This window comes from Psychromarinibacter sp. S121 (assembly GCF_049801035.1).
Lineage (GTDB): Bacteria > Pseudomonadota > Alphaproteobacteria > Rhodobacterales > Rhodobacteraceae > Psychromarinibacter.
In genome coordinates, this window is the sequence record NZ_JBNAGE010000004.1 from 433,751 (window position 1) to 444,160 (window position 10,410).

The 10,410-nt window shown below is 64.7% G+C and carries 12 protein-coding genes; 8 read left to right on the plus strand and 4 right to left on the minus strand.

Annotated features, from left to right (window positions below; translation table 11 throughout):
* Positions 1 to 29 precede the first annotated feature (29 nt).
* Genes ACP156_RS20590 through ACP156_RS20600 form a run of 3 tightly spaced genes read left to right on the plus strand, consistent with a single transcriptional unit; the run spans position 30 to position 2,418 of the window.
* A complete protein-coding gene (locus ACP156_RS20590) occupies positions 30 to 551 on the plus strand; it encodes a DUF721 domain-containing protein (protein ID WP_425053259.1) in 522 nt (173 codons plus the stop codon).
* Between the two features lie 12 nt (positions 552 to 563).
* Complete coding sequence (locus tag ACP156_RS20595) at positions 564 to 1,271, plus strand: DsbA family protein (protein WP_425053260.1); 708 nt, start codon at positions 564 to 566, stop codon at positions 1,269 to 1,271.
* A gap of 7 nt (positions 1,272 to 1,278) precedes the next feature.
* The gene (locus ACP156_RS20600) at positions 1,279 to 2,418 is read left to right on the plus strand and encodes a CaiB/BaiF CoA transferase family protein (protein ID WP_425053261.1); all 1,140 of its coding nucleotides are present in this window, start codon (positions 1,279 to 1,281) and stop codon (positions 2,416 to 2,418) included.
* Positions 2,419 to 2,421: 3 nt separating this feature from the next.
* Here ACP156_RS20600 and ACP156_RS20605 read toward each other — a convergent pair whose 3' ends face one another.
* Positions 2,422 to 3,522: an anhydro-N-acetylmuramic acid kinase gene (locus tag ACP156_RS20605; RefSeq protein WP_425053262.1), complete on the minus strand. Its 1,101-nt coding sequence runs from the start codon at positions 3,520 to 3,522 to the stop codon at positions 2,422 to 2,424.
* Positions 3,523 to 3,587: 65 nt separating this feature from the next.
* On the opposite strand from ACP156_RS20605, the gene tyrS reads away from it, so the two are divergent.
* Positions 3,588 to 4,841, plus strand: a complete 1,254-nt coding sequence (gene tyrS / locus ACP156_RS20610; RefSeq protein WP_425053263.1) for a tyrosine--tRNA ligase — start codon at positions 3,588 to 3,590, stop codon at positions 4,839 to 4,841.
* A gap of 147 nt (positions 4,842 to 4,988) precedes the next feature.
* Here tyrS and ACP156_RS20615 read toward each other — a convergent pair whose 3' ends face one another.
* The 3 genes from ACP156_RS20615 to ACP156_RS20625 form a co-directional block, all read right to left on the minus strand.
* A complete protein-coding gene (locus ACP156_RS20615) occupies positions 4,989 to 6,086 on the minus strand; it encodes a site-specific DNA-methyltransferase (RefSeq protein ID WP_425053264.1) in 1,098 nt (365 codons plus the stop codon).
* A 94-nt stretch (positions 6,087 to 6,180) separates the two neighbouring features.
* The gene (locus ACP156_RS20620) at positions 6,181 to 6,819 is read right to left on the minus strand and encodes a ribonuclease HII (RefSeq protein WP_425053265.1); all 639 of its coding nucleotides are present in this window, start codon (positions 6,817 to 6,819) and stop codon (positions 6,181 to 6,183) included.
* Between the two features lie 146 nt (positions 6,820 to 6,965).
* Positions 6,966 to 7,316 carry a hypothetical protein gene (locus tag ACP156_RS20625; RefSeq protein WP_425053266.1) on the minus strand — a complete coding sequence of 117 codons (351 nt, stop codon included), beginning with the start codon at positions 7,314 to 7,316 and terminating at the stop codon, positions 6,966 to 6,968.
* Positions 7,317 to 7,524: 208 nt separating this feature from the next.
* Between ACP156_RS20625 and ACP156_RS20630 the strand changes: the two genes are divergently transcribed.
* From ACP156_RS20630 to tuf, 4 genes are all read left to right on the plus strand, one after another.
* Entirely contained in the window at positions 7,525 to 7,758 is a 234-nt protein-coding gene (locus tag ACP156_RS20630) for a hypothetical protein (RefSeq protein ID WP_425053267.1), read from the plus strand.
* Positions 7,759 to 7,767: 9 nt separating this feature from the next.
* Positions 7,768 to 8,487 carry a hypothetical protein gene (locus ACP156_RS20635; RefSeq protein WP_425053268.1) on the plus strand — a complete coding sequence of 240 codons (720 nt, stop codon included), beginning with the start codon at positions 7,768 to 7,770 and terminating at the stop codon, positions 8,485 to 8,487.
* A gap of 89 nt (positions 8,488 to 8,576) precedes the next feature.
* Positions 8,577 to 9,116, plus strand: coding sequence for a hypothetical protein (locus ACP156_RS20640; RefSeq protein WP_425053269.1), 540 nt, complete (start codon positions 8,577 to 8,579; stop codon positions 9,114 to 9,116).
* Between the two features lie 118 nt (positions 9,117 to 9,234).
* A complete protein-coding gene (tuf, locus tag ACP156_RS20645; protein WP_425051883.1) occupies positions 9,235 to 10,410 on the plus strand; it encodes an elongation factor Tu in 1,176 nt (391 codons plus the stop codon).

The window sequence follows — 10,410 nt, forward strand, 5'->3', positions numbered from 1 at the left end:
GATAGCGCCGTGACCGAGGAGTGCCAGAGATGACCACAGGACCGTCCGGAAAGGCGCCCCGCCGCAAGCGCGGGTTCGAGCGCGCCTCGGGCCTGTTGTCGACGCGCATCCGCGAGGTCGGCGAGAAACGCGGCTTTGCCGTGTCGCGTGTGCTGACCCACTGGGCCGAAATCGTGGGCGCGGATGTCGCCGCGATCTGCCGTCCGGTCAACGTAAGCTATGGCCGCGGCGGGTTTGGCGCGACGCTTACCGTTCTGACCACCGGCGCGCAGGCCCCGATGCTGGAAATGCAGAAAGACCAGATCCGCGAGCGGGTGAACGCCTGCTATGGCTATTCAGCGATCTCGCGGCTGAAGATCACACAAACGGCGCCGACCGGCTTTGCCGAGGGACAGGCGGCTTTCGCCCCTGCCCCCGCAAAGCCAAAGCCCGAACCCGCCCCCGAACTTCGCCAGCGCGCCGCAGAGGCAAGCGCCAGCGTCGCCGACGATTCCCTGCGCCGCGCGCTTGAAGCGCTTGGCGCCAATGTACTCTCCCGACAGAAAGACTGACCGAGGACCCTGATGAACAAGATCCTTCCCTTCGCCGCCGCCCTCGTGCTGGCCGCCGGCGCCACCGTATTCTGGCCCACCGGCAATTCCAGTTCCGAACTGACCGCCTTTGGCGCGGCGCAGGCGCAAGAGGGCGAGGTCGACACCTCGATCGTGACCGAGATGGCGCTTGGCGATCCCGATGCGCCGGTCACGGTGATCGAGTACGCCTCGGCCACCTGCCCGCACTGCAAGAACTTCCACCTGACCGTGCTGGACCAGTTGAAAGAGAACTACATCGACACCGGCAAGGTCCGCTTCATCTACCGCGAAGTGTATTTCGACCGCTTCGGCCTGTGGGCCGGGATGCTGGCACGTTGCGGCGCGCCGCGCGGTGCCGATGCCGATCCGGCACAGCTTGAGGCGTCGCAGAAGCGCTACTTCGCGATCATGGACATGGTGTTCGAGCAGCAGTCCGACTGGCTGAACGCCGACACGCCCGCGGGCATCGCGGACAACCTGTCGAAGATCGGCCGCACCGCAGGTCTGTCGGCCGACATGGTCGACGAATGCCTGCAGGACGCCGAGATGGCGCAGGCCATGGTGACGCTGTACGAGCAGAACCGCGAGGCGGACGACATCTCTTCGACGCCGTCGTTCATCATCGACGGGCAGAAGTACTCGAACATGAACTACGACGACTTCGCCGCGGCGCTGGACGAGAAGCTGCCGGCGGAATGATCCGGCGATGACGGCACCACTGGACGGCCTTCGGGTCGTCGAACTCGCCCGTATCCTGGCCGGCCCCTGGGCCGGCCAATGCCTGTCCGACCTTGGCGCGGAAGTCATCAAGGTCGAAAGCCCCGAAGGCGACGATACCCGCCGCTGGGGCCCGCCCTTCGTCGAGCGCGACGGCGACCGGACGGCCAGTTACTTCCATGGCTGCAACCGGGGCAAACAGTCGATTGCCGTCGATTTCCGTACCCCCGAGGGTCAGGAAACCGTGCGCGCCCTGGTGGCCGACGCCGACGTGGTGATCGAGAACTTCAAGGTCGGCGGGCTGGTGAAATACGGTCTGGACTATGCCAGCCTGTCCGCACTGAACCCCGGGTTGATCTATTGCTCGATCACCGGTTTCGGGCAGGACGGTCCTTATGCCCATCGCGCCGGCTATGACTATATCATCCAAGGCATGTCCGGACTGATGTCGATCACCGGCGAACCCGACGGCCAGCCGCAAAAGACCGGCGTCGCGATCACCGATGTGTTCACCGGCATGTACGCCGCGACCGCGATCCTCGCCGCCGTTCACCAACGGCACGCGACCGGCAAGGGTCAGTGGATCGACATGGCGCTGATGGACGTGGCGACGGCGGTCACCGCGAACCAGGCGATGAACTACCTGACCACGGGCATCGCGCCTGTGCGGTTGGGGAACGCGCATCCGAACCTCGTCCCCTATCAGGTGTTCGACTGCTCGGACGGCTTCATCATCATCGCGGTCGGCAACGACTCGCAATACGTCCGGTTCTGCGAGTTGCTGGGGGTCACGAACCTCGCGGGCGCCCCCTACGCCACGAACGCGGGCCGCGTGGAGAACCGCGACGTGCTGGTGCCTTTGCTGATGGCAGAGACGGCGAAGTGGACGAAGGCCGATCTGCTGGCAGGGTGCGAGGCGAAAGGCATCCCCGCCGGGCCGATCAACGACATGGCCGAGGTCTTCGCCGATCCGCAGGTGCAGGCGCGCGGACTTGAGATGTCGCTGGACGGCGTGCCCTCGGTGCGCCCACCGTTCCGGTTCTCCGACGCCGAGGCGAAGCTGGATGCGCCCTCGCCGAAGCTCGACCAGCACGGCAGCGCGATCCGGGCCTCGCTGAAAAAGGGCTGACGCCTATTCGTCGCCCCGGCTGATCTTGCCACCACCGACCGGCGCGGCGACCCCGGTCGTGCCGGGCGCGCTGGTGGGCATACCGCGCGCGACGCGGGCGGCGAGATAGGCGAACGCCTGCGCCTCCAGCATGTCGCCATCCAGCCCTGCGGCCTCGACCGGTTCCACCGGGCAGGGCAACGCCTTGGCCAGCCCTGCCATCATCGCGCCGTTGTACCGTCCGCCACCGGCGATCAGCAGTTGCGACGGCGGCGAGGGGCAATGCTCCATCCCCCGCGCGACCGCCGCAACCGTGCAGGCCACCAGCGTCGCTGCGGCATCGGCGTCGGACAGGTCCGCGACAGCGCCCGCGAGGTCAGGGAAGTCGTTCCGGTCCAGCGATTTCGGCGGCATCCGCAAGAAATAGCGATGTTCGAGGAACCGAGCCACGACGCCCTCGTCCACCGTACCGGAAGCCGACAAGGCGCCGTCCTCGTCGCGATCCAGCCCGCGCCGGGCCTGCATCAGGTCGTTCAGCGGAGCATTGGCGGGGCCGGTATCGAAGGCAAGACAGGCGCCCGGCACATCGGGGCCGGGCTGCGCCGGGTCGACCCACGTCACGTTGCCCACGCCCCCGAGGTTCAGGAACGCCAGCGGCTCGCGCGCGCCGATGTGGCGGGCGCAGGCGAAGTGATAGAACGGCGCCAGCGGCGCGCCCTCGCCGCCCATCTCGACATCGGTGGACCGGAAGTCCCAAACGACGGTCTTGCCCAGCACCTCGGCCAGCAGCGCGCCGTTCCCGGCCTGATGCGTGCCGCGCCCGCGCGGGTCGTGCGCCAGCGTCTGGCCGTGGAAAGCGATCAACTCGGCCTGCGGAAACTGCGCCATCAGTTCGGCATGCGCCGTCTCGACCACCTCGGCCGCCGCCTCGACCTCGGGGGTGCCGGGCCACATCCCCAGCGCGGCGCGCAGGACGGCGCGCTCGGCGTCGGAATAGGCGCGATATCGGCTCTCGCCGAACGCCTTCACCCGCTGCCCGTCGGTCAGGACCATCGCCGCATCCACGCCGTCAAGCGAGGTGCCCGACATCGTGCCAAGCACCCAGACCGGAGCGGTGATCTTCATGCCTTCCCCTTTGCCCCCTTGGCGCGTACAAGTGCGCCGCACATGAAACACTGGACCGAAACGCAATGACCTACCACCCGAAATCCGATTTCCTGGGTGTGATCATCGAGCGGGGTTTCCTCGCCGATTGCACCGATCTTCAAAGCCTCGACGAGGCCCTGATCTCGGGTACGGTCCCCGCTTATATCGGCTATGACGCCACCGCGCAGTCGCTGCACGTAGGTCACCTGCTGAACATCATGCTGCTGCGCTGGTTCCAGAAATGCGGCCACAAGCCGATCACCCTGATGGGCGGCGGCACCACGAAGGTCGGCGACCCGTCCTTCCGGTCGGACGAGCGCCCGCTGCTGACGCCCGAGGCGATCGACGACAACATCGCCAGCATGAAGCAGGTGTTCGCCAAGTACCTCGACTATGGCGATGCCGACAGCGACGCGCTGATGCTGAACAACGCCGAGTGGCTTGATGATCTGAACTACCTCGAGTTCCTGCGCGACATCGGGCGGCATTTCTCGGTCAACCGGATGCTGTCTTTCGAGTCGGTGAAATCGCGCCTCGACCGCGAGCAATCGCTGTCGTTCCTCGAATTCAACTACATGATCCTGCAGGCCTACGACTTTCTTGAGCTGAACCGCCGGTATGGCTGCCTGCTACAGATGGGCGGCTCGGACCAGTGGGGCAACATCGTCAACGGCATCGACCTGACCCGCCGCGTGCTGGATCACGAGATCTACGGCCTGACGACTCCGCTGCTGACCACCTCGGACGGGCGCAAGATGGGCAAAAGCCAGGGCGGCGCTATGTGGCTGAACGCCGACATGCTGTCACCCTATGAATTCTGGCAGTTCTGGCGCAACACCACCGATGCCGACGTTGGCCGGTTCATGAAGCTTTATACCGAGATCCCGGTGGACGAATGCGACCGGCTGGCCGCGCTTGGCGGGTCCGAGATCAACGACGCTAAGATCGTGCTGGCGAACGCTGTGACGACCCTGTGCCACGGGGCCGAGGCCGCCGCCGCCGCCGAGGCGACCGCGCGCGAGGTGTTCGAGAAGGGCGGCGTGGGCGACGACCTTCCGACGCTTGCGCTGACCGCCGAAGAGGTCGGGGACGGCATCTCGATCGTGCAACTGATCGTCAAGTCGGGCCTCGCGAAGTCGGGCAAGGAAGCCAAGCGCCTGATCGCCGACAACGGCGCACGCATCGACGATGCACCGCTGACCGACGCCGGGCTGATGCTGGATGCAACCGCGCTGGCCTCTCCGGTGAAGCTGTCGGCGGGCAAGAAACGGCACGCGCTGGTGAAACTGGGCGGCTGACCGCCCGTTCGGTTTCTGACCAACAAGCCATCCCGAACAGAAAAAATCCCCGCCGACACAAGGTCGGCGGGGTCAGTCGTGCCGTGGCGGTGGGCCACAGGCACCGGCGGTAGTTCGTGTATTCTGTTGTTCGGATAACCTTGCGGGTCAGCGCATCTCGGACCGGATCTGCTGGCGCAGCACGTCGATGGGGACGACCTGCCCTTCGCGGCGGAAGTTCCAGTAGGTCCAGCCGTTGCACGAAGGCGCACCTTCCAAAGCCGCCCCGACCTGATGGATGCTGCCCGACGCCTCGGCCGAGACCAGCGTGCCGTCGGCGCGCACCTTGGCCGTCTTGCCGTTCTGGCTGACCAGCACCTCTCCCGGACGCAGCATGCCGCGCTCGACCAGCTGGCCGAAGGGAACACGCGGTTCGGCGCGTTTGGCGCGGCTGACTTCCAGCGCGGTAGAGTCGTACTTGCGGACCTTCTCCAGCCGCTTCGTCGCGACCTCGCGATAGGCGGCCTCGCGTTCGATGCCGATGAACTCGCGGCCCAGCATCTTGGCGACGGCGCCGGTGGTGCCGGTTCCGAAGAACGGATCAAGCACCACGTCGCCCGGATTGGTCGTGCCGACCAGCACCCGGTGCAGCAGGCTTTCCGGCTTTTGCGTCGGATGCGCCTTGTCGCCACTGTCGTTCTTCAGGCGCTCGTGTCCGGTACAGATCGGCAGCACCCAGTCCGAGCGCATCTGGATGCCCTCGTTCAGCGACTTCAGCGCCTCGTAGTTGAAAGTGTATTTGCTGGCCTCTTCCTTCGACGCCCAGATCAGCGTCTCGTGGGCGTTGGTCAGACGTTTGCCGCGGAAGTTCGGCATCGGGTTCGACTTGCGCCAAACCACGTCGTTCAGGATCCAGAAGCCCTGGTTCTGAAGCTCGGCACCCAGACGGAACACGTTGTGGTAGGAGCCGATGACCCAGATCGCGCCGTTCGGCTTCAGCAGCCGCTTGGCGGCGGCAAGCCAGTCACGTGTGAACTTGTCGTAGACGGCAAAGCTGGAGAACTGGTCCCACTCGTCATCGACCGCGTCCACACGAGAGTTGTCGGGGCGGTGCAGCTCTGACTTGAGCTGCAGGTTATAGGGCGGATCCGCAAAGATCAGGTCCACCGACGCCTCGGGCAAAGACCGCATCACCTCGATGCAATCGCCCGCAATTATCTGGTTAAGCGGCAACTCCACGGCTGCCCCCTTCATCGTTTTGACCATTGCTGCCTCTGTCCCCGCGCCTTGTCCACGACGCTGAATGTTGTTGTGGACAAGTCTGAGTCAAAGGCGAATCGCGGTCAAATTCTTTATTGAATCAGGGGGTTACAGAAATCTCTTGATACAAGATATTGTGGACAGGTCGGAAACTACGCCTATGGTGTGGGGTCACGCCCAGATTTCGGAGCGCAGCGATGTGTTCTTTCGTCGGGTAGCCCGCGTTGCGCTCCCAGCCGTATCCGGGGTGCTGTTGCGCCAAATCCCACATGACACGATCTCGACAAACTTTTGCCACAATCGAAGCCGCTGAAATCGAAAGAGATTTGCAGTCGCCTTTCACGATTGCCTCTGCCGGACAGGTCAGGCCCTTCGGCACGAATTTCCCGTCCACAAGCGCAAGATCCGTGGCGCGACTCAGCCCCTCGGCAGCGCGCACCATGGCCAGTTGCGAGGCATGGAAGATGTTCAGCGCATCGATCTCCTCGACCGAGGCATGCGCGATGCTCACATCGGCACACTCTTCCAGCTCGGCGGCAAGCCGGGTCCGCACTTTCTCAGACAGTTGCTTGGAATCAGTCAGGCCGTCGGGGATGCGCGCGGGGTCCAGCCGCACGGCGGCGGCGGTCACGGGCCCGGCCAGCGGGCCGCGGCCCACCTCGTCGATACCACAGATAAAGACGGCGCCACGGGCAAGTGCGGCCTCTTCGCGGGAGAAATCTGGAATGGCGCGGGGCATGTCCCCATCAAACCCATCGGGCGGCGGCAAACAAGGGCCCAGCCCCCCGCAAAAGGAAAGAGCGGGCGCCCCGCAAAGGCACCCGCTCTCCCTTCATGATCCGGAAGGGGCTCCGGACCACTCTGCTCGATGGTTATTGCTGTTGATCAGTAGCCGGCGCGATTGGCGCACTGCCAGTCGACCCAACGGTTGCCACCGCGGCCATGGATGCAGTGCGACGGCACGCGGACGACGTTGTTGCGCTGGTGCGGCGGATTGTGGCGCTGCGGCGGGTTGTTGTAGCGCGGCGGCGTGTAGCGCTGCGGCGGGGTGTTGCGGGTCACGGTGGACCGGTTCTTGGTGCCTTCGCCAATCAGGTGGCCCAGCGCGAACAGCGTACCCACGCCAAGGATAAGGCGGGTGGTTTCGCCGCGGTCCAAAGCGCTGGCGGGCGACACGGTGGCAGCGGTCAGTGCGAGGCTGGCGGCGAGGGCGGTGGCGATAATCTTCTTGGTCATCGGACAGTCCTTTCTGGTGTTTGCGGTACCGAATGCGTTCGGCAGTCCCGCGGACAACACCACCTCGCCACGACCCGTTCCGGTCAGGCAATATCGGCTCCCGGTTATGCGATGACAGCGCCTTTCCGCCACCGTGTTATCCGATGACAAAGACCGGAAACCCCTGCGGATATTGAATAACCAGCCGGGTCTGGGCAAAGATCAGCCTATGAAACAGCACACCGTCATACTTGCCTTCGCACTGGCCTTGATCGGCACCGCCGCCTCGGCGGCCTGTACGGTCGAGTACAAGGCGAAGAAGGGCAGCCAATACGTTCACTCGCGCATGTCGGTCCCCGACAATGCCTGCAACGTCGGCGCAGCCACGCCCATCGTCGAGAGCGCCCTGGCCAGCCAGGGCATGCAACTCTTGGCTATAGTCAAGGTTACACCGGGCGGGTAAATTCGCTCTATGAACCGTTCAGACAACGGGCAGGACATCGCAACCACCCGGCGCTCCGGCGGCCGGGTGGTCGCCTTCGGGCTTGCCGCCATCGTGGGCATCCTTGCGATCGCCGCGGTGCTTCTCTTCATGAACCTGCCGACCGCGACCGCCTTCGTGGATCGCGTCGACCGCATTTTTCTTGAATACGATCTGACCTCGCCCGATTCGAGCGCCGAGACCACGCTTCTGGGCATCCTCGCCGAAAGCGGCGCCGCCTTCTCCGAGGTGTTGGCGAGCTACCGGGTGATCATGTTCGTGCTGCTGGTCTTCGCCGCCGCGCTGCTGATCGCAGCGCTGGTGTTTCTTGTGACCATCGCCACCCTCAACCGGCGCATTGCCCAGTTCGAACGCTCGGGTCTTCAGGTATCATCGATGGTGATCAGCCGCGACGAGAACAAGGTCTATCTCAATGATAACCTCGAGTTCACCCTGACCGGCGCCGCCATCGAAACGCTCGCGGTGCTGGCCGAGGCCCGGATGGACGAGGACGTGCTGACGGGCGCCGAGATCGAGGCGATGATCTCGGGCCGCGACGCCGCCGACTGCGACGAGGCGTCCGGCGCCACGCGGATCAAGCGGCTGCGGGATTCGCTGGGCAACCAGATGGTCAGCGAGATGCTGGTGAAGAACATCGCCCGCAAGGGCTACATGCTGGCGATCGACCGCAAGGTCATCCGCATGATTTGATCCGCTGCGACCTGTCCGGGCTTGCCGCAGCGTTGCACCGCGCCGCGGGCTGGGATAATCGGGTCGGAACGCAGGCAAGAGGGGTCGGCATGCACCGAGCTTTGAAAACACTGGCATTCCTTGTGGCGGCGCTTGTCCTCGCGGGCTGTGACCCGCGCAGCGACCTCGACGAGAAGCCGGTCGATCTAGGCGCCTTCAAGCTTGGCCATAATCTCGTGGTTGCCCGCAAACCCTCGATCGGTCCGGGCTCCATCGAAGTGACCGAGGCGGAATGGCAGGCGGCCATCGAGGGCGCGGTCGACGACCGGTTCGGCCGGTACCAGGGCGACCGCCTGTACCACCTTGGCATGAGCGTCGACGCCTACTTCCTGACCTCGCTCGACGCCGGCGTACCGCTGGTGCCGTCGCTGAAATCGGTCCTGCTGATGACCGTGACGCTGTGGGACGACCAGCTAGCCCGCAAGCTGAACGAGGAAGCCCACGAAATCAGCGTGATCTCGGCCTACAACGGTGCCGGCGCCTTCCCGACGAAAGAGCGTCTGCTCGAGATCCTGTCGGCTCAGGCCGCCAAGCAGATCGAAACCTGGATGGAAGAGAACCCCGACTGGTTCCGCCCGCCCTACGAATAAGGCGGCCCGCCCGCCTTTCCACCGAAGATGCGCTTGATTTTCCGCTGTCCAGCCAATAAGTCAGCGCGCGTACTGGACCGGGGCATGGTGCCCCCTTTGACTACGAGGCGCCCTGAGGATGGCTAAGGAAAAGTTTGAACGTAACAAACCGCACGTCAACATCGGCACGATTGGCCACGTTGACCATGGCAAGACGACGCTGACGGCGGCCATCACGAAGTACTTCGGTGACTTCCGTGCGTATGACCAGATCGACGGCGCGCCGGAAGAGAAGGCCCGCGGCATCACGATCTCGACCGCTCACGTGGAATACGAGACCGAGAACCGTCACTACGCACACGTCGACTGCCCCGGCCACGCCGACTACGTGAAGAACATGATCACCGGTGCCGCCCAGATGGACGGCGCGATCCTGGTCGTGAACGCCGCTGACGGCCCGATGCCGCAGACGCGCGAGCACATCCTGCTGGCCCGTCAGGTCGGCGTTCCGGCGCTGGTCGTGTTCCTGAACAAGGTCGACCAGGTGGACGACGAGGAACTGCTCGAGCTGGTCGAGATGGAAGTTCGCGAACTGCTGAGCTCGTACGAGTTCCCGGGCGACGACATTCCGATCATCGCGGGTTCGGCTCTGGCCGCCATGAACGGCGACAACCCGGAGATCGGTGAAGAGAAGATCAAGGAACTTCTCGCCGCCGTCGATGAGTACATCCCGACCCCCGAGCGTGCTGTGGACCAGCCGTTCCTGATGCCGATCGAAGACGTGTTCTCGATCTCGGGCCGCGGTACCGTTGTGACCGGCCGTGTCGAGCGTGGCGTGGTGAACGTGGGCGACGAACTGGAAATCGTCGGCATCAAGGACACCAAGAAGACGACCTGCACCGGCGTGGAAATGTTCCGCAAGCTGCTGGATCGCGGTGAAGCCGGCGACAACATCGGCGCGCTGCTGCGCGGTATCGACCGTGAAGGCGTCGAGCGTGGCCAGGTTCTCTGCAAGCCGGGTTCGGTGAAGCCGCACACGAAGTTCAAGGCCGAGGCCTACATCCTCACCAAAGAGGAAGGTGGCCGTCACACCCCGTTCTTCGCGAACTACCGTCCGCAGTTCTACTTCCGGACCACGGACGTGACCGGCACCGTGACCCTGGCCGACGGCACCGAGATGGTGATGCCGGGCGACAACGTGTCGTTCACGGTTGAACTGATCGCGCCGATCGCGATGGAAAACGGCCTGCGCTTCGCCATCCGTGAAGGCGGCCGCACCGTCGGCGCCGGCGTCGTGTCGGAAATCATCGAGTAA

Excerpts from the sequence above, each read along its gene's own strand:
- ACP156_RS20590 (WP_425053259.1), top strand. The coding sequence starts at position 30 with ATGACCACAGGACCGTCCGGAAAGGCGCCCCGCCGCAAGCGCGGGTTC.
- ACP156_RS20595 (WP_425053260.1), top strand. The coding sequence starts at position 564 with ATGAACAAGATCCTTCCCTTCGCCGCCGCCCTCGTGCTGGCCGCCGGC.
- ACP156_RS20600 (WP_425053261.1), top strand. The coding sequence starts at position 1,279 with ATGACGGCACCACTGGACGGCCTTCGGGTCGTCGAACTCGCCCGTATC.
- ACP156_RS20605 (WP_425053262.1), bottom strand. The coding sequence starts at position 3,522 with ATGAAGATCACCGCTCCGGTCTGGGTGCTTGGCACGATGTCGGGCACC.
- tyrS (WP_425053263.1), top strand. The coding sequence starts at position 3,588 with ATGACCTACCACCCGAAATCCGATTTCCTGGGTGTGATCATCGAGCGG.
- ACP156_RS20615 (WP_425053264.1), bottom strand. The coding sequence starts at position 6,086 with ATGGTCAAAACGATGAAGGGGGCAGCCGTGGAGTTGCCGCTTAACCAG.
- ACP156_RS20620 (WP_425053265.1), bottom strand. The coding sequence starts at position 6,819 with ATGCCCCGCGCCATTCCAGATTTCTCCCGCGAAGAGGCCGCACTTGCC.
- ACP156_RS20625 (WP_425053266.1), bottom strand. The coding sequence starts at position 7,316 with ATGACCAAGAAGATTATCGCCACCGCCCTCGCCGCCAGCCTCGCACTG.
- ACP156_RS20630 (WP_425053267.1), top strand. The coding sequence starts at position 7,525 with ATGAAACAGCACACCGTCATACTTGCCTTCGCACTGGCCTTGATCGGC.
- ACP156_RS20635 (WP_425053268.1), top strand. The coding sequence starts at position 7,768 with ATGAACCGTTCAGACAACGGGCAGGACATCGCAACCACCCGGCGCTCC.
- ACP156_RS20640 (WP_425053269.1), top strand. The coding sequence starts at position 8,577 with ATGCACCGAGCTTTGAAAACACTGGCATTCCTTGTGGCGGCGCTTGTC.
- tuf (WP_425051883.1), top strand. The coding sequence starts at position 9,235 with ATGGCTAAGGAAAAGTTTGAACGTAACAAACCGCACGTCAACATCGGC.